The 23,066-nt window shown below is 35.6% G+C and carries 17 protein-coding genes and 4 pseudogenes; 17 read left to right on the forward strand and 4 right to left on the reverse strand.

The window, feature by feature from the left end; translation table 11 throughout:
* The first annotated feature begins 169 nt into the window (after window positions 1-169).
* The 6 genes from NSQ08_RS04165 to NSQ08_RS04190 all read left to right on the forward strand — a co-directional run bounded on the left by NSQ08_RS04165 (window position 170) and on the right by NSQ08_RS04190 (window position 11,440).
* Complete coding sequence (locus NSQ08_RS04165; protein ID WP_340771908.1) at window positions 170-1,225, forward strand: sulfate ABC transporter substrate-binding protein; 1,056 nt, start codon at window positions 170-172, stop codon at window positions 1,223-1,225.
* A 21-nt stretch (window positions 1,226-1,246) separates the two neighbouring features.
* The gene (gene cysT, locus NSQ08_RS04170) at window positions 1,247-2,074 is read left to right on the forward strand and encodes a sulfate ABC transporter permease subunit CysT (protein ID WP_242246139.1); all 828 of its coding nucleotides are present in this window, start codon (window positions 1,247-1,249) and stop codon (window positions 2,072-2,074) included.
* An 11-nt stretch (window positions 2,075-2,085) separates the two neighbouring features.
* On the forward strand, window positions 2,086-2,943 hold the full coding sequence (gene cysW, locus NSQ08_RS04175) for a sulfate ABC transporter permease subunit CysW (protein WP_340771917.1): 858 nt from the start codon (window positions 2,086-2,088) through the stop codon (window positions 2,941-2,943).
* Between the two features lie 12 nt (window positions 2,944-2,955).
* Complete coding sequence (locus tag NSQ08_RS04180) at window positions 2,956-4,029, forward strand: sulfate/molybdate ABC transporter ATP-binding protein (RefSeq protein ID WP_340771920.1); 1,074 nt, start codon at window positions 2,956-2,958, stop codon at window positions 4,027-4,029.
* Between the two features lie 533 nt (window positions 4,030-4,562).
* Window positions 4,563-11,171, forward strand: coding sequence for a DNRLRE domain-containing protein (locus tag NSQ08_RS04185; protein ID WP_340771923.1), 6,609 nt, complete (start codon window positions 4,563-4,565; stop codon window positions 11,169-11,171).
* A 23-nt stretch (window positions 11,172-11,194) separates the two neighbouring features.
* On the forward strand, window positions 11,195-11,440 hold the full coding sequence (locus NSQ08_RS04190; RefSeq protein ID WP_098167239.1) for a hypothetical protein: 246 nt from the start codon (window positions 11,195-11,197) through the stop codon (window positions 11,438-11,440).
* Window positions 11,441-11,457: 17 nt separating this feature from the next.
* On the opposite strand, the pseudogene NSQ08_RS04195 reads toward NSQ08_RS04190, so the two are convergent.
* Window positions 11,458-11,589 (reverse strand): annotated as a pseudogene (locus NSQ08_RS04195) (IS6 family transposase); the annotation flags it as partial.
* 105 nt (window positions 11,590-11,694) lie between these two features.
* Between NSQ08_RS04195 and NSQ08_RS04200 the strand changes: the two are divergent.
* The 6 genes and pseudogenes from NSQ08_RS04200 to NSQ08_RS04225 all read left to right on the forward strand — a co-directional run.
* Window positions 11,695-12,249: pseudogene (locus tag NSQ08_RS04200) on the forward strand (RHS repeat-associated core domain-containing protein); the annotation flags it as partial.
* 413 nt (window positions 12,250-12,662) lie between these two features.
* Entirely contained in the window at window positions 12,663-12,836 is a 174-nt protein-coding gene (locus NSQ08_RS04205) for a hypothetical protein (RefSeq protein ID WP_201066347.1), read from the forward strand.
* A gap of 94 nt (window positions 12,837-12,930) precedes the next feature.
* Entirely contained in the window at window positions 12,931-13,395 is a 465-nt protein-coding gene (locus tag NSQ08_RS04210) for a DUF6882 domain-containing protein (RefSeq protein ID WP_215584668.1), read from the forward strand.
* A 110-nt stretch (window positions 13,396-13,505) separates the two neighbouring features.
* A complete protein-coding gene (locus tag NSQ08_RS04215) occupies window positions 13,506-14,435 on the forward strand; it encodes a hypothetical protein (RefSeq protein WP_215584670.1) in 930 nt (309 codons plus the stop codon).
* Between the two features lie 599 nt (window positions 14,436-15,034).
* Complete coding sequence (locus NSQ08_RS04220; RefSeq protein WP_340771949.1) at window positions 15,035-15,883, forward strand: hypothetical protein; 849 nt, start codon at window positions 15,035-15,037, stop codon at window positions 15,881-15,883.
* Between the two features lie 7 nt (window positions 15,884-15,890).
* The gene (locus NSQ08_RS04225; protein WP_340771952.1) at window positions 15,891-16,058 is read left to right on the forward strand and encodes a hypothetical protein; all 168 of its coding nucleotides are present in this window, start codon (window positions 15,891-15,893) and stop codon (window positions 16,056-16,058) included.
* 179 nt (window positions 16,059-16,237) lie between these two features.
* Here the strand turns inward: NSQ08_RS04225 and NSQ08_RS04230 are convergent, their stop codons facing one another.
* Window positions 16,238-16,411, reverse strand: a complete 174-nt coding sequence (locus NSQ08_RS04230; RefSeq protein ID WP_340771955.1) for a TetR family transcriptional regulator — start codon at window positions 16,409-16,411, stop codon at window positions 16,238-16,240.
* Between the two features lie 34 nt (window positions 16,412-16,445).
* Here NSQ08_RS04230 and NSQ08_RS04235 point away from each other — a divergent pair, with 34 nt between their 5' ends.
* From NSQ08_RS04235 to NSQ08_RS04250, 4 genes and pseudogenes are all read left to right on the forward strand, one after another.
* The gene (locus NSQ08_RS04235; RefSeq protein ID WP_340771958.1) at window positions 16,446-17,552 is read left to right on the forward strand and encodes a metallophosphoesterase; all 1,107 of its coding nucleotides are present in this window, start codon (window positions 16,446-16,448) and stop codon (window positions 17,550-17,552) included.
* Between the two features lie 240 nt (window positions 17,553-17,792).
* Entirely contained in the window at window positions 17,793-18,770 is a 978-nt protein-coding gene (locus tag NSQ08_RS04240) for an HD domain-containing protein (protein ID WP_340771961.1), read from the forward strand.
* Window positions 18,771-19,253: 483 nt separating this feature from the next.
* Window positions 19,254-19,625 (forward strand): annotated as a pseudogene (locus NSQ08_RS04245) (hypothetical protein); the annotation flags it as partial.
* A gap of 398 nt (window positions 19,626-20,023) precedes the next feature.
* A pseudogene (locus NSQ08_RS04250) lies at window positions 20,024-20,257 on the forward strand (hypothetical protein); the annotation flags it as partial.
* A 67-nt stretch (window positions 20,258-20,324) separates the two neighbouring features.
* Here the strand turns inward: NSQ08_RS04250 and NSQ08_RS04255 are convergent.
* Together NSQ08_RS04255 and NSQ08_RS04260 are read right to left on the reverse strand one after the other, a co-directional pair.
* Complete coding sequence (locus NSQ08_RS04255) at window positions 20,325-21,446, reverse strand: anti-sigma factor (protein WP_340771964.1); 1,122 nt, start codon at window positions 21,444-21,446, stop codon at window positions 20,325-20,327.
* Window positions 21,447-21,451: 5 nt separating this feature from the next.
* Window positions 21,452-21,937 (reverse strand): RNA polymerase sigma factor, encoded by a 486-nt coding sequence (locus NSQ08_RS04260; protein WP_002125854.1) that lies wholly within the window; start codon window positions 21,935-21,937, stop codon window positions 21,452-21,454.
* A 136-nt stretch (window positions 21,938-22,073) separates the two neighbouring features.
* Here NSQ08_RS04260 and NSQ08_RS04265 point away from each other — a divergent pair, with 136 nt between their 5' ends.
* Window positions 22,074-22,976, forward strand: coding sequence for an AraC family transcriptional regulator (locus tag NSQ08_RS04265; protein ID WP_033730687.1), 903 nt, complete (start codon window positions 22,074-22,076; stop codon window positions 22,974-22,976).
* Window positions 22,977-23,066: the final 90 nt, after the last annotated feature.

Genomic DNA, 23,066 nt, shown 5'->3' on the forward strand with positions numbered 1-23,066 from the left:
TAATAATTCCGAATTCCAAGTTGACACATGTGAATTACGGAATTAAAATGGAAAGAAATCAAACAGAATACAATAGAAGCTCATCAGAGAAACTGAAGGCGCACAACGTTCACTTTTGTGAATAGATTGTGTGCCTTTTTCTATTGTACAAACTAAGGGGGCTTTATATATGAAACAGTGGGGTAAGACAGCGTTTATGAAAAGTACAGGTGTCTTATTGTCAGCATTTGTTCTTTTATCAGGGTGTGGTTCGGCAACATCCACTAGTAATTCTGAAGGAGGCGGAGACAAGAAGACGGTTGAACTTTTAAATGTTTCATATGACCCGACGCGTGAGTTGTATCAAGATTTTAATAAAGACTTTGCGAAGTATTGGAAAGAGAAACATGGTCAGACAGTAAATGTAAAGCAATCACACGGGGGATCAGGAAGTCAGGCACGCTCCGTTATTGACGGCTTAGAAGCAGACGTTGTAACGCTAGCGCTCGCTTATGATATTGACGCGATTAGTAAGAAGAAACAACTAGCAGAAGATTGGCAGAAGCGACTTGCGGATAATTCTACTCCGTACACATCAACGATTGTATTTCTTGTGAGGAAAGGAAACCCGAAAGGAATTAAAGATTGGGATGATTTAACGAAAAAAGGTGTGTCTGTCATTACACCGAATCCAAAAACATCTGGGGGAGCACGGTGGAACTATTTAGGGGCGTGGGGATATGCACTGAAGAAATATAAGAATAGTGAAGATAAAGCGAAAGAGTTTGTCGGTCAAATTTATAAAAACGTGGAAGTACTAGATTCAGGAGCACGCGGGGCAACAACAACTTTCGTTGAAAAAGGAATTGGTGATGTGTTAATCGCTTGGGAAAATGAAGCGTTATTATCACAAAAAGAACTTGGAAAAGATAAATTCGAAATTGTAACACCTTCGATTAGTATACTTGCCGAGCCGCCAGTAGCAGTTGTAGACAAAGTCGTTGATAAAAAGGGAACGAAAAAAGTAGCAGAAGGATATCTTGAATATTTGTATTCAGAAAAAGGGCAAGAAATTGCGGCGAAAAACTTTTATCGCCCTCGTAATGAAAAAGTAGCAGAAAAGTACGCATCACAATTTCCGAAAGTTCAATTATTTACAGTTGATGAACTATTTGGAGGATGGAAAAAAGCACAAGAAAAGCATTTTAATGATGGCGGCGTATTCGATCAAATGTATAAAAAATAAGGGGGGATGAGGTGACGTTATATGAGGAAGAAGCGTGTCTTACCAGGGTTTGGATTATCTCTTGGATTTACAATGCTATATATGAGTTTATTCGTACTTATACCACTTTCTATCGTATTTATTCAAACATCGCAGCTAGGTTGGAAGAAGTTTGCTGGGGTTATAACGAGTGAGCGCGTGCTGCATTCGTATCAAGTAAGTTTCACAACTTCACTTGCAGCGGCAATCGTAAATGCCATTTTTGGTTTATTAATTGCTTGGGTACTCGTTCGCTACACATTTCCAGGGAAGCGGTTATTAGACGGACTAATCGATTTACCATTCGCTCTTCCGACTGCTGTAGCTGGTATTACACTTACGACGCTTTATGCGGAAAATGGTTGGATCGGAAAAATATTTAATCTGTTTCATATAAAAGTAGCTTTTACCCAGCTCGGCATTATTGTGGCGCTTACGTTTATTGGTTTGCCCTTTGTCGTTCGGATGGTGCAACCAGTGCTGCAAAGTATTGATAAAGAAGTAGAAGAAGCAGCTTCTAGTTTAGGGGCATCACGCTTCCAAATATTTTTGAAAATTATTTTGCCAGAAATATTCCCGGCCTTGCTTGCTGGTTTTTCACTCGCCTTTGCGCGGGCGTTAGGGGAATATGGATCTGTCGTGTTCATTGCAGGTAATATGCCAATGAAAACAGAAATTGCACCGCTTATGATTATGACGAAACTCGAACAATATGATTATGCAGGAGCAACAGCTGTAGCGGCTGTGATGCTTATTATTTCTCTCCTTTTCCTACTACTTATTAATATGATTCAAACTTGGAGCAGAAGGCATGAACTGAAAAGCGAATAGGAGAGGAGAAAATGGAACCAACATTATTAGAAAAGAAAATAGTAAAAAGCGTATCAGTTAAAAAAGAATCTAAGTTTGTACCCATTCTATTCATTACGATAACAGTTTTATTTTTATCTCTCTTTCTATTACTGCCGCTCGTGACAATTTTTATGAAAGCATTCGAACGAGGAATTGATGTATATATTGCCGCAGTAACAGATCAAGAAGCATTTTGGGCAATTAGGTTAACACTTCTCGTTGCTTTAATCGTTGTGCCGCTGAATACGATATTCGGAATAGCAGCAGCTTGGCTTATTACGAAGTTTCAGTTTAAAGGAAAGCAACTATTATTATCTCTTATTGAACTGCCGTTTGCTGTATCACCAGTCATTGCAGGATTAGTATTCGTTTTACTTTTCACACCTCGTGCTGCTTTTGGCGGATGGTTAATGGAACACGGGATAAAGCTCATCTTCTCTGTCCCTGGCATTATCATTGCGACGATATTTGTTACGTTTCCGTTTGTTGCGCGTGAATTAATCCCAGTTATGCAGGCGCAAGGAAAGAGTGAAGAAGAAGCGGCTCTATCACTTGGCGCAAGCGGCTGGAAAATGTTTTGGCGCGTCACATTGCCAAATATAAAATGGGGCCTTTTATACGGCATGATTTTATGTAATGCCCGGGCCATTGGTGAATTCGGAGCGGTTTCCGTTGTGTCTGGTCACGTGCGCGGCGTTACAAATACGATGCCGCTTCATATTGAAATTTTGTACAATGAATATCAATTTTCAGCAGCGTTCGCTGTGGCGACTTTAATGTCACTCATCGCAGTTTTTACGCTCGTTATAAAAAACTGGATTGAATGGAGAATGGAAAAACGACAATAAGGAGTGAGTGCGGTGAGTATTCAAATTCAAAATGTATCAAAACAATATGGTACATTTCAAGCGCTGACAGACATTCATTTGGATATTCCAAAAGGTGAACTGGTCGCTTTATTAGGCCCATCAGGTTCTGGGAAGACGACGTTATTACGAATTATTGCAGGACTAGAAGAAGCGGATGGAGGCTCCATTTCATTTGATGGAGAAGATTTAACTGATATTCACGTGAAAAACAGGCAAGTCGGTTTCGTCTTCCAGCACTATGCACTTTTTAAACATATGAATGTATTTGAAAATGTCGCTTTCGGTTTAAAAGTAAGAAGGAAAAGTGCAAGACCTTCAGCTGAAGTAATAAAAGAAAAAGTAACAGAACTATTGAAACTAGTAAAAATGGATGGTTTCGCAAAACGTTATCCAGCGCAATTATCTGGCGGACAACGCCAACGTATCGCACTAGCCCGGGCACTTGCAGTCGAACCGAAAATTTTATTGCTAGATGAACCGTTCGGTGCACTTGATGCAAAAGTACGGAAAGAATTGCGAAGATGGCTCCGGAAACTACATGACGAATTTCAAATTACGAGCGTATTCGTAACGCATGATCAAGAAGAAGCGTTAGACGTTGCGGACCGCATCGTTGTAATGAATGAAGGACGCATTGAACAAATGGGAACGCCGGAAGAAGTATATGAAAAACCAGCAAGTCCGTTCGTATATGACTTTTTAGGAAACGTGAATTTATTTCACGGCCGCGTTCATAAAGGTAAGCTAAATGTAGGATCAGTGGAGCTAGAAGCACCAGAGCATAAGCACGTTTCAAACGTAGACGGAGTGGGATACGTAAGACCACATCACTTATCAATCGATCGTACGAAACAAAGTATAGATGCCATCCCTGCGAAAGTAACATACTCACATGCAGTTGGCCCTGTCGTATATGTAGAATTGAAGCGCGACGGAACAGATGAGTATCTAGAAGCAGAAATTAGTAAAGAACAGTTTAGACAGCTAGGCATTCAAACGGGTGAGTTTGTATACGTACATCCGAGAGAAGTGAAGGTGTTTATTCCGGAGGATTTTGTTATTTAAGAGAGTTAAAATCAGCAATCTATTAATAAGAGGAAGCCTCCTAAAATATATTTTGGGAGGCTTCCTCTTTGTTTGTAGTGATAACCTTTTCTCATATGAAATATAGTTGGAAAAGCTGTAGATATAACAAGGAGAGGGGGCGTGTTCAAACAGTTATTAAGGAATATATTCTGATTATCTTCTATAAATAAAGGTATTACAGTTAAGGGAAGCACATTTACACCAGGAATATGAAGCTCAGTGTATTAGCTTTATTGAATACTAGAACAAAATCGAAAGTGAAAATAAAAGGTTAGTTGAATGATGTTCATATCATGTCGCTAGCGAACAATAATAGATAAGATTATTGTTAATCTTCAAATATATAACAAAAAAAGTTATCTGTAATTAAATTTATAAAATTGTTGTTAAATTGTCGGATTTTATGCATAAAATCTTCAAAACTTTAAAACTATATTTACTTTACTCTTTCGTTTATTTAGATTGGGATATGTAACATTATTATGTTAAAAATATTTCAGCGAGGTGAGTTTATGAAAGAAAAGAAACAAAAGAATTGGTATAGGTACTTAATCCAACTTATGGTAGTTGCATTAATTATTACCTCTATACCGCTGAATGGATTGGCGGAAACTGCACCACCGTTTACACCATCTCCAAATTCAGAACAAAGTCCAGAAGTAGAAAAGAAAGAGGAAAAGGAGTTACCAGCTCCACATCCAGATCAGTTAAAGAAGGATAAGGCTAAAGCACAGGCAAATCCGACTGAGATTGTAGAAGAAAGAACGGAAACAGAGAAAGTTTTCGATAATAATGATGGTACTTATACGAAAAAGGTATATACGGAACCGATTCATATTGAGAAAGATGGAAAGTTAGAAGAGGTTTCACCGAAATTAGTAGAAGCACCAAATGCAAAAATTGTAACGGAAAATACAAAATTAGAACCAGAATTTGAGAAAACAGCACAAGATGGAAAGTACGTTCAATTTAAAGTGAAAGATCATAATATTCAGTACAAATTAATGAGTGCAAATGGTGAAAAAGGTGAAGTGAAGCCGTCACCAGTTACTGCAACACATGAAAATAATACAGTCTGGTATAAAGGGATCTTCCCGAATATTGATTTAAAGAGTACGACGTTTAATGAAAATGTAAAAGAAGACTTTGTATTGCGTGAGTATACAGGACATCATATTTTTACGTTTGCATTAGAAACAGATTTAACACCGAATATACAGGAAGATGGTTCAATCGACTTCCAAAATGAGAAAAAAGAAAAAGTCTTCACATTACCGAAACCGTATATGAACGATTCAAATGTAGATCAACAATCAGGTGAGGCTGTAACGTCAGATGCGGTTCGTTACAATATTGAGAAGACAGATGAAAAAACATATACGTTAACTGTTACAGCGGATCCAAAGTGGTTACAAGCGCCGGAACGAAAATATCCGGTATATGTAGACCCTTCAATTGAACTGGATAACTTTGAAAATGCTTATGCTTCAAGCGCGTATCCAACTGTCAATTATTCAGGAGGAAAGCTTTGGGATGCTGGTCAAAATGCTTATACATTAAAAGTAGGTTATTATGACGGGGCCTCTGGGACAAACTTTTCATTCATTAAACCAGACGTTTCAAATTTAAAAGGTGCAAAGATTGAAAGTGCAACATTCCATGCCTATGCAGTTTGGCATTATTATGGAAATCAACCAAATGGTGTTTGGTTAGATGAAGTTACAGGTGGATGGAATGTCGGAGGTATTAACTGGAATAATAAACCAGGTTCTAACAACATTGCACACGCTGATGTAGGCCGCGGAAAATGGGCTCAGTTCAATGTAACGAATACAGTGAAAGCATGGGTAGAAGGTGCGAGACCAAACAACGGTTTTAAGCTACATGCAAATGGAAATGGTCAGAATCATTGGAAAAAGTTTATTGCAGCTGAAAACGGAGAAAATGCACCGTACTTAGAAGTTAAGTATTCGTATGCAAAACCGAATACACCGAGAGTACAAGCTTACTCGAATGGGAGTGGAAGTAGTTCAGGTCACTTTAATGTACAATGGGATCCAGTTCCAGGAGCAACAGAGTATAAAGTAGCTATTTTTAATGGATATGACTATGAATATATTTCAGTTGGTAATGTGACAAGTTGGACAACGAAGGATAAAAAAATATTCCCAACGCCAGAAGAAATTGCACAAGGGCGTTACTGGATACATGATGACGGACAAGGTGCAGAAGCACCTACTGACCCAGGACAAATATATAAAAATGCTTATCAAGCAGGAGGTCCATACGGGGATTATAGCGGAAGAAGTAGCTACTGGATTCGTATTGTGGCAGAGTATCCATTTGGTGATAGTCCGCTTTCTGATGGAGTAGTTCCATTTATTCCACTAGAACAAGTGAAAAAGCCAGATGGCTCTGCATATATTAATGCGACAGATCAGCAAACTGGTTATGTAACGCTGAAGTGGGACTCAGTTCCAGCAGCAACAGGTTATAAAGTTTGGATTTATAACGGAAAAGATTACGAAGCGTTCGATGTAGGAAATAAAACAAATTGGACAACGCAAAATGAGAAGATTTGGCCAACAAAAGATGAAATAACGAAAGGCCAATATTTACTTCATCACGATAAAAAAGGTGCAGAATTAGCAGTTGATCCATCACCTGTGTATAAGAATTCTGGTGGAATCTATGCAGGTTCGAAAAACTACTGGTTCCGTGTAACAGCGTATAGTAAAGCTGGGCATGCTGAAAGTGAAATTTCGCATGAGTTTGTTCTTAAATTCTCCCAAGATTTTGGATTTATAGGGATGTTTGATTACTGGGCATCAGTTCCGGTGTTAAATGGTAAAGTAAATGCTACAAATGGTAACTTTATCATGAGTGAGAAAGATATTACATTATCAGGGCGCGGGCCGGATGTATCAGTAGAAAGAACTTATAATAGCCAAAGTAAAAAGATAGGTTTATTTGGTACGGGTTGGTCTAGTGGATTAGAAGAAAGAATTTGGGCCGATGGAAATGGAAACTTACTTTTAATTTCTGCTGACGGTGCGAATATTACCTTTACTAGAACAGGAGATAATACGTATCAAGCTCCTACTGGTATATATTTAGAAATTAAGCAAGTATCAGGTGGGTATGAAATAAAAGATAAAGACCAAACTGTTACTTTCTATAAATCTGGCGATGCACAGGGGCGTATTGAGTATACAAAAGATAAATATGGAAACACGACGACATATGAGTATGATGGTGAATCCCGTTTATCAAAAGTAAAGAACGCTTCTGGTAAAGAGTTATTAGTACAATATGATGGAAATAATAAAAAAGCCGCAAGAGTAATCGGTCCAGATAACAAGACGATTACATTTAAGTATGATGGTGATTTACTAGTTTCTTCTACAACACCAGAAGGAAAAGTATATAAATACGGATATGATAATGGTTTATTAACATCTATTTATGACCCGCAACATACAGATGCAAAACCGTATAAAACATCGTATGCATACGAGAATAATAGATTAGTAAAAGTGACAGACCCATTAGGGAAAGCAACAACATTAGCATATAATACGGATGCGAAAGAAGTTACGTTAACGAATCCAAAAGGGCGTAAGACTGTTTATACGTATAACGATGCTGGAAATCCAGTGAAAATAGTCGAAGATTCTGGGCGTCTGAATTTAACAACGGCGTATGAATATAATGCAAATAATTTAGTGAAAACTACGACTCCTAAAAATCAAACAGAAACTGCGACCTATGACGGTAATGGGAATGTTACGTCTGTTACCGATGAAATGGGGACAGAAAAGTTTGAGTACAATAAAGACAATGGGATTATAAAAGCGACAGATAACGAAAATCGTGAAACAACTGTTGCTTATAAATCAGCAAACACAGAAGTATCTGCAACAGACCAATCAGCACATACTTCTTCCGTTACTCAACATGATAAATACGGCAATCCGACTGAAACAAGTAAAGAGTTAGGAACAGGGGAAAACCTGATTCAAAATCCGAGCTTTGAGATAAATGGCACGGATAAATGGGCACCAGTAAATAACAATAATTCCGGTTCTATCGCAAAAGATGCAACACCAGCACCAGGTGGTCTTGGTGGAGATTCGTCATTAAAGATTACAACAAAAGCGACGAATAATGATTGGGGCTATATTGCCGCAATCCAAGAAGTAACGTTAGAGCCAAATACAACGTATACATTAAGTGGTATGATCAAAACCGATTTATCTGCGGGAGCAGCTTTCTTCAATGTACAGTCATTAAATGAACATGGTACAGATATAGAGGGTGGTTGGCATGATACCCGTTATAATAAAGTACAAGGGAAAAGGGACTGGGTTAATCGCCAAGTAACCTTTAAAACAACAGAGCAAACAAGAAAAGTAAAAATCTATTTACAAGTAGAAAATGATGGTTCTACTACAGATGGTTCCGTATGGTTTGATAAATTACAGCTTGAAAAAGGAGAAGTTTCTTCTAGTTTCAATTCTATTACAAATAGTAGTGTAGAGAATGTAACCGAACAAGGATGTATTCCTGGATGGATTCGAGGAGACGGAACAAGTTGTGATCCGAAAGATGTTTCTCATCAGGAAAGTTTTACAGGACATTCGTCTATTGTATTAGAGCGTAGCCAATATGGCGGTTCAAATGTAGGGTATGGTCATCATATAAACTTAAATCAGAAAAAAGCAGAACCAATCACATTAACAGGAATGTCTAAATCTGAAAATGTAGAAAATGATGCGCCAGATAAACTATCACGAGATTATTCAATTTGGGCAGATGTTTACTATCAAGATGGTAGTGGAGAGAATTATCAAGCAAAATTCCCAAGTGGGACAAATGATTGGAACCGTAGTGCGGTTGTCATTCCAGCTAAGAAACCAATTAAGCAGATTCAAGTATATCTGTTATTTAGAAACAATAATAAAGGAAAAGTCTGGTTTGATGATATTCGTTTACTAGAAGGAAATGCTCTTATTAAAAACGAGTATGACAACGATGGAAATGTCATCGCAGCGTATGATGAAGAGGGGCAAAAAAACACCTTTGCATACGATGCATCAGGAAACAAAAAGAGCGAGACAGATGAAAAAGGAAATACAAAATTATATGATTACAATAAAGATAATCTATTAACAAAGGTTACCTTGAAAAATGGTACTTCTGTAAATTATCTTTATGATCATAATGGAAACACAACAGAGAAATCTGTCATGTTTGGTGGGAAAACACAAACACACAAATATGAATATGATGTAGATAATAAAAATACAGTGTACATCGATGCGTTAAACCGTCGTATTGAACACACATATGATGAAAATGCAAACAAGATTAAAACAAAAATGCCAAACGGCTCGATTCTAGAATCTGTATATGATACAGCAGATCGCGCGATTGGTGAAAAACGAAACGGAAAAGATTCGTTCACATTCGAACGTGATCAAAATGGACAAGTTACGAAAGTAAAAGACCATGTCAACGGCGTAGAACGTACAAAAATATACGATAAGGCTGACCGTGTCACAAGTGCAACGGATAGCCGAGGCGGAAAAGTTGACTGGGCATACCATGACAAAGCAAACAGTAAGACAGAAAAATTAAAAGAACAAACCGTAACACAAGGCGGATACACAAATAAAGTATCGTATGACTACAACACGTTAGATCAAAACATACGTGTGACAGATGGCTCGCAAACATATCGATTTGATTATGACGATCAAGGAAATGTTCGTACGTATACAGCTGGAAATGGTTCAGGCTCTACCTTCAACTATGACCATGCGAACAAAATTAAAGATTTAGTAGTAGGTACGTCAAACAGCATTCTTCTTTCTGAACGATATGAATATGACCAAGCGGGTAACCGTACGAAGATTAAGCATGAAGGTGCGGGCGAAAAAGTAACAGAAACAAACTTTGTATATGACCCGATTAACCAATTATTAAACGAGGTATTACCAAACGGAACAAGTAAATCGTACACATATGATGGATTTGGAAACCGTACGAGTGTGAAAGTTGTAGAGAATGGAAAAGAAACAAAATCTATAGCGGCAACATTCAATGAAGGAAATCAACTTGTAAAATTCGGAAACGAATCGTTAACGTATGATGCGAATGGAAATCGTACATCTGATGGTAAGTATAAGTATACATGGAATGAAGACGATCAAATTGTAGCAATTACGAAACAAGGTGAAAGTAATGCCTTCGCAACATATAAGTATGATGATGATAATCGTCGTATTGAAAAAAGTGTAAATGGAAAAGTGACACGTTACTTCTATGACGGGGATAGTATTAATCCATTATATGAGACAGATGGTAGTGGGAATGTATTGCGTCAATATGTATATTCAGTAGATGGTGCACGTTTGGCTATGAAATCGAATGGGCAAACGGTATACTATCACTATAACCCTCGTGGTGATGTAGTTGCGATGACAGATCAAAATAAAGAAGTTGTAGCAACGTATGAATATGACTCGTGGGGTAACGTATTAAAGAGCGACGCAAAAGGTATCGCAGCAGAGAATCCATTTGGATATGCGGGATACATGTATGATAAAGAAATTGGCATGTATTATTTGATTGCTCGTTACTATAATCCGGAGCATGGTGTGTTCTTATCGGTGGATCCAGATCCGGGTGATAGTGATGATCCTGTGACGCAGAATGGGTATACGTATGCGGATAACAATCCAGTAATGAATGTGGATCCAGATGGGCATAAAGCATGGAAAAGTAAAGGGAAACAGATTTGGTATGCAACAAAATCTGGGGGGAAGGCTGTTTGGAAATCTTATGTTGGAAATCCAGCTACATTTATCCCACATGTTACTTCATTTGGCGCTGGGTATCGTTTAGGGGCAAGAAACTATAAGCTTGCAAATACACCTTCATTCAATAAAAAACAGTTAAAACAGGGAATGCGAAAAGCTGGAACGAAATTAGGATTAAAAACTTTAGGGTTTATAGGCTTTATTCCTGACGGTTACACATTTTATCAAGGGTTCAAATCGGGATATAAAGAATATGATAAGAAACACAATAAAAAAAGTAATAAAAAAAGAAGGTAAAATATAAGTATGGGGTCGAATGTATGTATATTTTTAAGATGGTTTTGGGAATAGGAATTTCCATATATTTAATGTATACATTGCTGAGAGAAAGGCATTACCTTTCAGCTTTGATTGCTGGCATGTTATTTGTTAGCGGGATTTTGGCAATAACTACAAGTATTCTAAATGATATTTCATTTTTCTTTCAATTAATAGTAGCTATTAGTTTAGGTTTGGGATTTGTATTAGCATATACGTATGAGTTAGCAAAGGAAGATAGAGAATAATTGGTTCTGAATAAATCTTATAATTCCTTGTACGTTGAAAAAGAGAAGTCTGGAATGTGACTTCTCTTTTGTTTGTATATAGCATGAATCGTTTCAATGCCTTTCAAGGTACGTGAAGCATGACGAATACTTTGAAATCCCGTGGGTTTGTATATAATAAGGATAATGGGATTATTAAAGAAATAGATAATGAAGGTCGTGAATCGACTATTGCGTATAAAGCAGCTAACACAGAAGTATCTGAAACGAATCAAGCAGCAGACAATCCATTTGGATATGCGGGATACATGTACGATAAAGAAATTGGGATGTATTACTTGATTGCGAGATACTATAATCCAGAGCATGGTGTGTTCTTATCGGTGGATCCTGATCCGGGTGATGAAGATGATCCGATTACGATGAATGGGTATACTTATGCGGATAATAATCCAGTGATGATGGTGGATCCGGACGGACATTGGGCATGGATGGCAGCTGGTGCTGCTTTTGGTGGTGTATCAAGTTATTATTCTGCTAAAAAAAGCGGAGCTAGAGGTTGGAAACTGGCTGGGGCAGTAGCTGGTGGAGCAGCACTTGGTGCTATCGGTGGTGTAGGCGGTGGTTCTTATAGAGCCCTTAATGTAGCAAGAAAAGCATATAACAAAATGCCAGGTCTACCTTTTAAAAAGGGACAGGCTGCTCATAAGGCATGGGGGAAAGCAATGAAGAATGTAGTTCCGGGCGGAAAATACGAAAAGCAAATTAGAGGGGATAGAAGTACAAAAGCAACTAAGAAAATGATTTTTAATAATAAGAAAAGACGCTAGAAAATCATATAAGGTATATAAAATGTTCAAGGAGGATTAATGGCTAACATATTATATTTGAAGCCATAGACTAATGAATGTTTAGTTTTTTATTAGGATTAATTAGTGGGATTTTAGAATCTAGTGGATTAGATTCAGGTTTAAACACTAGAAAAATTGATAGAAATATAAAATGTCTTCAAAATTATGAATGGTTTCAGCAAATATATAATGATACTAAATATAGGAAGTTGTTTTTTACCAATTACAAAGTACGTTCATATTTACAAAGCACGATTAGAGTTAAACTAATAATAAGGAATGAGAAAAATAGACAGAAGTTTTATGCTGTACTGGACAACCAAATAAAGAGAGATAAAAAGTAGTTAATGGGTTAAAGATATACTGTTGGGTGTTCATTCGAAGAAGGAGAGTTGATAGGGACTCTTCTTTCTTTATATATGGAACAGTGTGATGTCATTGCGATGACAGATCAAAATAAAGAAGTTGTAGCAGCGTATGAATATGATGCATGGGGTGTTCTTATCGGTGAATCCGGGTGGTCATTTTGCGCAGTTTATTCCTATTACAATAATAGGTGGATATAGAGTATACAAAGGATATAAAACTTATAAAAGGTAAAGTTTCCTTTAAACAAATCAATATTACTTGGGAATCTTGCAGTAAAGGAGCGTGTGATAATTGGCAATGACGGATGAACAATTCGAGAATTATCTTGTTATGTGTTATGACAAATTAGAAAGTAAACAGCAAAAATTCATTTCGGATTATAATATCTATAACTTTGATGAGTATTGGTATGATCAAGATCAATGTATATTACAGTTTAAAAATAATGGTCAAGTGTTACTTGAATTTAGTGTTGTTTTTATAGGTTCTTGGTCTGGAAAGAGTAACAGTTGGATGTGGTCTTGGGCTAATGAGAATGTGGCTGATTATGCAAGAAGTAAGTCTAACTGTTTGAAAGATTTACAAAAGATTACAGGAAGTGAGGTTTTTATAAATTCACTTTTTGAATGCGATCAAGAAATGGCGCATGAGCTAGCAGCCTTTTCCATTGAATATTTAGATGCAGAAGGAATATATATAGCACCAGGTGAGAGAAGTGATTTGTTTATGGCTGTTATGTTACCTGATGCATTGTAAGTAGAGCCTACTAAAAATATAGATAAGGTAAGTTCTTCCTATTATCTGGTGGAAGTGAGAGCATTCCGACTGAATTAGAGTATTATCAATTCATTGGAGGTCTGTTAGTTATGAAAAAACTAGTATTTAATAAGCGGATGGATTTTTCATGTGTAGAAGGGGAAATTCTCTGTATTGCAACGGGAAATAAACAAGATATTATAATTTTAGTATTGGATAAAAAGGTTACAGACATTTATTATTATAAAATTATACACTCGTTGAAATCTGGCGTTTTGAAACAATATACTATAGAAAATAATCAATATTTTAACTTCATTCAACCTTTAGGAGAAAATTGGATTTTGGTTAAAAGTTTCGTTGAGAAAAAGGAAGATACAACGGCTACAATTTTTGATAAAAAAGGAAACATCGTTGCTTCATATTACTTAGGAAATGGAATAAAGTATTTTCAAGTTGATGAAGAAGAACATTTATTGGTTGGGTATAGTGAAGAAGGTATATTTACTTCTGTAGAGGAATTGTTTATTTCAGATGAAGAGTTTGATTCGATAGATTGGGAAAATATATATGATATTAATAAATTTGAAAAGAGCGGATTAGCTATTTTTTCTAAGAATGGCGATTTAATTACTAATGAATTTAATAATTCAATAAAGAGATCTGTCTGTGATTGTACAGCAATACATATACAGAAGACAGGTGATATTTTAATGTCTTACTATAACGAGCAAGGAACGTATTCATTCACACAGATTAATAAAGAACGATGCGAACAAGTTATTCTGTATGAAACAACATTGAATCATACATCACTATATTTAAAAGTACAAAATAATATTATCTTTGGTGTAGATAACAATCAAATACATGCATATTCACTTGTAAATAAAAAATTAGCAACTCTGTTAACAGTAGATAGCGATGGAAATCCTATTCAATTTGAGTATATTTTTTCAAGGGATCAAACAATATATGCTGTTAAAGGGAAACGAATATTTTGTTGGGAGCAATATGGGATTTTAGAAGAGGGAGAATAAATAGAGAAGTGGTTGATAGAGAGAGAGAAAAGCTGATGTAGATTTTTCTCTCTTTTGTACACATTAATTTTTGTTGGCTATAAAAACATAAGGATAAACGCTATACTATCATTATAATTCTAAAGCAAAAAAAGGTCAGACACCTTCATTACCAATAAGAGATTAGATGAACTTATAAATATAAATTTTCCACAATTATACTTTAGATTAGTTATTTATTAGCCAAGCTGTTATACGTATTATAGGGAGGTATAAATAATGGAATGTTTTCATATAGGCGAGCAGGATGATAATTTCATCAAGATTGTTATAACTGACTTCTCAGGTGAAGGAGATAGCACGCTAAGTTGTTATATATATGAATTCTATGAATATATACTTAGTATTAAAAGTCAGCTTTCTTCATTTTTAAATACTTTTAAATTCAATGGAAATGAGTCTTGAAGGTTTTTCTGCCGCACCAATCTGGGATTAGGATTAGGAGAATGAAAGGGCAGTATTTAAAATAATAATTGAGAGTAAGCGTCAAACTTATTAAAATTATAGAAGTTTGACGCTTATTTTTTATGTTTAGAATCAATGAGAGGATTTTCATCTATATGAAAGATATCGCATGTAAAGAGTTAGTAAGTTTTAAGGATATTGTTGAAGCTTATCAGTTAAAAAAAGTGAGTTTGGATTATAAACAAAATGTGATTTTACTAGTACAAGATAATACGAATCAACCTTGTATTATTTATTTGGATAAAAATAATGTGAATATAAGTAAATTCAATTTAAACGTAGATATCGATGTTGAATCTGTGCGATGTATGCAACGAATTGGAGAGAGATGGTTACTTATATTTAATTATGAAGATGATAATACGGTTATTTACAATTCGGACGGAAGTGAACATTGTAAGTTTTATGCCGGAGAAGGGATTCAAGATTGTCAGGTTGATGTGAATGAAGATATATGGGTTAGTTATTGTGATGAAGGGGTTTTCGGAGAGTGCCCAATTGGAGTAAATGGTATAGTTGCTTTTGATTCTACAGGTAAATTGATTTTTAATAATTATGATCAATATGTAGAAAGGTTTAATGTACCTCCTATAGATGATTGTTATGCAATGAACGTTATAGATGGAGACGTTTGGCTCTATTATTATTCAGAATTTCCTTTAGTTCAAATGAAAGATAAAAATTTTCATATGTTGTGGAATGAAATAAATTTAATTAGGGAAATATGGTCGGAAAGTTTTGCGGTTGTTCAAGGTAAAGTAGTATTCATTACTCGAGATAAAAAGTTGGTTGTTTATGATTTAAATAATAATCATGTGCATGATATGAATCTTTGTAATGAACTAGGAGAACCGATTCAATTTGTTACTTATTATAGCCGCGGATCTGTTATGTATTTTCAGACGGATGATACGCTGTATTATGTTGAGTTACTTAATACATGAGGGGATAATGGAACGGATACAAGATGAAGATGATGACCCATCATATGAGATTTGTCTATGTTGCGGTTTTCAATTTGGTTATGATGATTGTGATCAAGGCTATACATTTATTGAGTATAGAAAAGAATGGTTGGAAAAAGGTGCAATTTGGTTTCGTAGTGAAAAAAACAGCTAGATGGTCATTAGAAAAACAACTAAGAAACATCGGTTAATTTCATGAAATAAAGGGTTAAATAGAGAATCAATTGAAATTACGCTTATATGTAAAAGAGTTTGAAGTAATTCAAGCTCTTTTTTATCATTGAAATAGCCTCTTATTATTAATCAAAATATTTCACTATCTGTGATGTTAAATCAAAATAAAGAAGTTGTCCCAACATATTCAATATCATTATCAATTTCGTCTAATACGTAAGATTCTAAAATGCCCATTACAGCCGTTCCTAAAAACTTTAAAACGATGTGTTTATCAATGTTTTTATTGTGAAGATTGATGTGCTTAATATTTACGTTAAACGTGCATAACAAGATATAATAGAAGAAATCAATAAGGAGGCTAGCAGTGAAAAATTTTCGTTATTTCAATATATTCACTATTTTAATTGTATACACACTACTCATGTTTTACATCGGCTGGAACGGATGGGTTTGGCTCAGTACGGTGTTCGGCTGGGAATCTTGGGGATATTACGCTTTCGTAGTTGGCTTCATTTCATATGCGTATATTCTCGTACAAGTGTTTAAATTCCTTCCTTTCCTGCGAACGGTCGGTTCAATTTGGTTTGCGGTTATACAATACGCGCTTATGTTATTGCCGTTAGCCGATATTACAGTTTTCCTTCTACAGTTTTCAGTGGAGAAAGAGACGGCAATTATTTGGACAGGGGCAGTCACTTTACTCGTATTTTTCTTTATCTTCGCATACGGGGTATTTAATGCGTATAGCCCGGTTGTAAGAAAGTATGATGTACATATACCGAAAAAAGTAGAAGGGCGTAAAAGTTTACGCATTGCGATGGCTTCTGATATGCACTTCGGTAAACTGTCTGGAGTTGCTCATTTAAAGAGACTCGTTCGTCATGTAAATGAAATGAAACCCGATATTATTTTACTGCCGGGTGATATTATCGATGATCATCCAGGTGTGTTCATTCAGAAAAATATGGGACCAATCATGAAACAGATGAAAGCTCCATTAGGCGTATATGGTGTGTTAGGAAACCATGAATATTACGGCCGAGCTGTTCCTGAGTTTTTACAAGAGATGGATAAGATTGATATTCGTATTCTTTTAGATGAAGTCATTACAATTGAAGATGATTTTTATCTCGTTGGAAGAAGGGATAAAACAGAGCGAGATCGTCAAAGCTTTGAAAATCTAATGAGTACGGTAGATAAATCGCTTCCTGTTATCGCAATGGATCACCAACCATTTGAATTAAAACAAGCAGCGGACGCCGGCGTTGATTTATTATTATCCGGTCACACGCATCGCGGACAAATGGCGCCGAACCATATTGTGACGAGAAGAATGTACGAACTAGACTGGGGATACGCACAAAAAGGTGCATTCCACGCAATTGTTTCTTCTGGATTTGGATTCTGGGGACCACCGCTTAGACTGGGAAGTAGATCTGAGATTGTGCAGGTTGAAGTTACATTTGAATAGGATTGTGAAATAGAGAGCTGAGTGCTCTCTATTTTTAAAAATAAAAAAAGGCTCCATATAAGGAGCGCTCAATAAAAATAAATGAATTAAAACAAATAACAGACATTTATAATATACATATAAAAAACGTAAAATCAATATATTTTTAATTGTAGATATATAAGTGCGGAATGTCCGTATTTACTCTCCTTGGAAAAAGAGATACTATAAGAAGACTCTGCTTGAAAAGGGGGATTTTAAGTGATCATATTAGATGTCATATACGGTGAGTTTAAAGTAGATAAAGTGTTAGAAGAATTAATTTTAAGTAAACCTGTGCAAAGGCTGAAAGGGGTTCATCAGGCCGGAGCAAGTTACTTAATGAATGAGAAATGGAATGTAACGCGCTTTGATCATTCAGTTGGTGCTATGTTGTTAATTAAAAAACTTGGTGGTTCAGTAGAAGAACAGATTGCTGGTTTACTGCATGATGTATCGCATACTGCTTTTTCCCATGTGATCGATTACGTTTTTGATAGCGAAAATGAAAGTTATCATGAAGAAATATTTAGTTCTGTCGTGAAAAACTCGGAAATCCCGGCGATTCTTTCAAAACATGGTTATAACTATGAAGATATTTTGTTAGATGATTCGAAGTGGACATTACTTGAAAAATCTGCGCCAGAATTATGTGCAGACCGAGTGGATTACACATTACGGGATATGTTTACATATGGATATATTTCTTTAGAAGAAGTTCATAGTTTTTTAGAGGATTTAATCGAAGTAGATGGGAAAATGGTTCTTCAAAATATTGAAATTGCAGAATGGTTTACGAAGACGTATTACAAAGAAGTAATTGATTTCTTTATGAAACCAATGAATATTTATGGAAACGATATGTTAGCTAAAACGTTAAAATTAGCTCTTCATAAAAAGATAATCAATCCAGATGATTTTCTTCTTGAAGATCATGAGCTTATTACGAAATTGCGGCTATGTAAAGATCAAGAAGTAGATGCTTTATTAAGAAAAGTTCATCCAAGTATAGAAGTAAAAGAAGATAGAAATGAGTATGATCTACATCAGAAAAATAAAGTGCGTCTTATTGATCCTCCATTACTTCGTGAAGGTGAAGTTGTTCGATCGTCTGTTGTATCGGAAAAAATAAGACAGATGAGCGATATCGCTTATGAAAAGGCGATAAGAGGGATGTATGTGAAAGTGATTTCTAATTAGTTTATTTGTAATAGGAAAAGGTGTCATCAATTATGATGACACCTTTTCGCTTTAAAGGGTTGTTCGTATGGAAATGTGTTACATTTTTACGAGACTATAATATTTTACCAGAGAAATACCTTTTATAGTAAAAAATAAATTTTATAAAGTTTTCCATCAAAAATAATTTGTGAAAAAAGTACTAATTTTTAATGTGACAAAATAATATATTTTTCAATAATCGCTTTAGAATCTTTCGTTCTTTATATATGGATTGTTATATTTTTTAAGGTAATTTAAAGGTTTTTGTCGTTTTTTTTTGTAATTTTCATATTATGATAAACATAATGTTCGGAATCAGCCATTATAACAGAAAAATTTTTAAAAAACAGAATTGAATCATATTGTTTATTTTAATATAATTTATTTGTTAATTAATAACATATTTAGGGTATGATTCTTTATTGCGGTGAGAATTCTTTTTAGCATAGGAGGATTTACAGAATGGTTAAAACGGCAAAACCTGAAATGATGAATGAATTAAAAGAAACAGTTTACAAATTCTTTCCGAAAAATATTGTGAAAGAAAAAGGATTGTACGAGGAGTCCAAAGAGCATAAAAAGTTTGTAGACTTGAAAGAGAGTTTTATAAAAAACGAAAGCTCTCAAAAGGAAATTTTGTCTTTAATCGAGTCAACATTTTGTGATTATCACGTGTCAGACTATACAGATTTAAACCTATATAATTGTCTAGAATATAATGTGTTACTAAATGGAAAAGAACCGATGTTAAATGATGATATTGATTGGATACGAAAATCAAGAGGCGAGCGCCTTGATTTAGGGGTTTTTGTTAGCTTACAGAATTTACGATACGGGAAAGCCCACGCAGGACTTTAGTCCGTCTTTAGACGTGGGATGAAAGCATCGTTTTTGCATAGCAAAACATGGTATACTTTATTCATAGTCATGCAAAAGACTCTAAAACGATTGTTCTCTGAAAACAGAATACATATGAGGTTGGGGTAGCAAATTCTTCTACTCCGTAAAATGTATTAAGTCGTCATGCAAAAGACGTAAAAACATTTGAGAATGAACAATCTGTACGGTATGGTCACAGTACCGTAGCCCACGAACCTATATGGTCTGTTGTGGGAGTGGTGATGGCACACCGCAATCTTGCACGTCAGCGATACCAGAAATGGACTTCGCCTTTGGTAGCAAGAATCCCACTGACGTTAGTCAGCTGGCCCCTTTAGGGGTGGGAGTGTCAATACGTATTAAAAACAACATATGATGAAGATGTAAGGGAATGGACTTTTGAAACAATCGATGTAGAAATGGATACCATTTGTGAATTTGATAAACTAATGAATACAAAAGGATTTGTAAGAGTAGAACGAGAGGTTGCTAGAACTGCAATTCCTGATATAGAAACGGAATGTTTACGTATGGGGGAAGTTAACGTATTCCACGCTTTATTCACAGATTCTGTTAGTGAAATATAGGTTTTAAATTATTAAAAAGGTTGTGTAGAAAATAGCTGCTATTTTCTACACAACCTTTTCATTTTCACTAATCAAACCAATTCCAAACCTCAATATCTCCAAGAGTCGCATAACGTACGTGCGGGGAGTTTTGTAATTTTAATAATTCTTTCGACGGCCCAGTAATGACAATGCCGTATACTTTTACGCCGTTATCTTTTACATATTTATAACGTTTATCTAAGTTCAGCTGCCCCTCAGGAAGCATGGCAACTTTATTTACAGTTTTTTCATGCGTAGAAAGAATACGCATCATTTCAATTACTTTAGCCTCTTGCGTTTTCAGATTTTCTCTTTCATCATCAAGGAATCCTATATGTTCTGGAAATCCTATAAATTCGCCCCCAGGTAGGATGAAATCTTCTTCGTTTATTCTTTCTTGTCCTGTATCTAAAGCGTACCATACAGGAGTTGGAGGGAGTTCTTGTGCTTCGAATATGCTATATAAAAGCGGTTCTAATTCTTTTAAAGTGTAAGTTTTATCAAAAGAAATTGCTACTTCTGCAACGGTTCCATCATGTACTTTTGCAAGTGTATCCCATACTTTTTTTGAGGAATCCTTTAAATAATCACCCTGCTTTGTTTTGGGATGAACAAAGCAGAGTTTTGGTTGATAGAACGGATTCATCCAAGTTTGTTTCGTGACATCTACAGATGATAAGAAGCTTTTTGTTTCTACTGTACCGAGTGGCATTTCTTTTTTACCGACGGTTCTTACTAAATCGAAGCTGCTGTTCGTACGGAAAAAAGCTTCTACACTTGTTCCGCCCCCCATAACACGGCTATTTGGGATAGTTGCTTCAAGTGCAAGCGAAGGAACTTCTCTAATTTCTTCTAGCCTTTTATCATTATTAGCTTGAAAATAAAAGGCTGATAATACCCCACCGATTATATATATAACGATGCAAATGGATAATATAAAACCAAACGTTTGTAACCGATGTTTCCACTTAATTCTCCAAAAAGGAACTTTAAGATCTTTTGGCGGTAATTTTTTCTTTACGGGTTCACTCTTCGCAAGTAAGTCATCTAAATGAGCTTCACATTCTGCACAAGTTTCTATATGACTTTCTAACTGTTCTTGTTCGTCATGTGTGAGCGTTCCTTTTTCGTATTTCGTCCACAGTTTTTTAAACTCTGCACAACCCATCTGTATCACTCCTTTATGCTTTTCGTTTCTTTTCGTCCTCGGTGTAATTCAATTTTTACTTTTGCTAACGAGAGACCAGTCATTTCTGCTATTTCCTTATAAGAGAATCCGTAGTAATCTCGTAGTAGTAACACATTTCGTCTTTCGAGCGGAAGAGAGGATATACTTTGTAACCAACTAGCAATCTCATGTTTTACGAAATAAGAGTGTTCTGTACTTGGCACGTTTGGTAAATGGAATTCTTCAATTTGCGTTGTTTTATACTTCTTTTCTTTTCGGTACCAATCGATAAAGGCGTTGTAGGCGATTGTAAATAACCACGGCCTAATTTCTTCTCCTTTATAATAGTCAATATGGACGAGCATTCGGTAAAATGTTTCTTGCATGAGATCTTCAGCACTATGAGAATCTCCGGTTAGGGAGAGAAGATAGCGAAATAAATCTTGCATATGCTCGGAGTAAATTTCTTCTAATGATTGTTTGCGTTTCACTACATTTCCCTCCCTTCATACATAACAACGAAATACATATAAAAAAGTTACAATTTTTATGGAATTATAGTAAAAAACGTCAAGAATTGGATAGGATTCTCTTTTATCATAATACATATAAGGCGGGTGAACAGAGATGGAAAGCTATGAAACACAAATTCAAAGGTCAATTGATTATATTGAGGAAGATGTAATGGAAAAACAAACGCTGCGTAATTTAGCACGTGTTGCAGGTTTTTCTGAGTCGCATTTTCATCGTGTATTCCAGGCGTTAGTAGGCGATACAGTAATGGAGTATGTTCGAAAGAGGAGGTTAGCCCGGGCAGCTTATCAACTTTCTCATACGGATGAAAAAGTTATTGATATCGCATTTGAGCATGGCTTTCAATCTCACGAAACGTTCACGAGAGCCTTTAAAAAATTATTTCAAATGACACCAAGTGAATATCGAAAACAAGAAATCGAAACACCAATGTATTATAGAGTGAATGTAAAGCAAAGAAAATTAAATCCATATTTAGGGGGCATACAAATGGAATATCGTATTGTAAATAAACCAGAATTTTTAATGGCGGGTTATGAGCTGAAGACTACAAGTAAAGAAGGAAAAAACCATCAAGACATTCCAGCATTTTGGCAAGAATATTTACAAAAAGATCTTGGAACGACGATTCCGAATCGTAAAGATACGAGCCAATGGGTAGAACTTGGCTTATGTACTGATTTTAATTTAGAAACAGGGGACTTCACTTATATTATCGGAATGGAAGTTACAGACTTTGAAAATGTACCAAATGCAGTTGCAAAGCGTACATTCCCATCCGCAACGTATGCAGTATTTACAACGCCGAAAGTTCCTCATGAAGAAATGGTATCGTCTATTCACCAAACGTGGAATGCAGTATTCTCAGAATGGTTCCCGCATTCAGGATACGAACATTGCGGCGTTAATGAGTTTGAGCTATACGATGAACGTTCCCATGCAGACAAAAGTGAGTTCGCTCAAATTGAACTTTGGATACCGGTGAAGAAGAAATAATAGAAAGAAAGACCGTTCAAAAGGTATTTTTGGACGGTCTTCTTTTATTAATAGGTTGCTACTATTGTTGTATTTTATAGTTAAGTCGAT

Origin of the sequence: Bacillus sp. FSL E2-8887 (assembly GCF_038007205.1) — a bacterium.
In the GTDB taxonomy this organism is placed as follows: Bacteria; Bacillota; Bacilli; order Bacillales; family Bacillaceae_G; genus Bacillus_A; species Bacillus_A mycoides.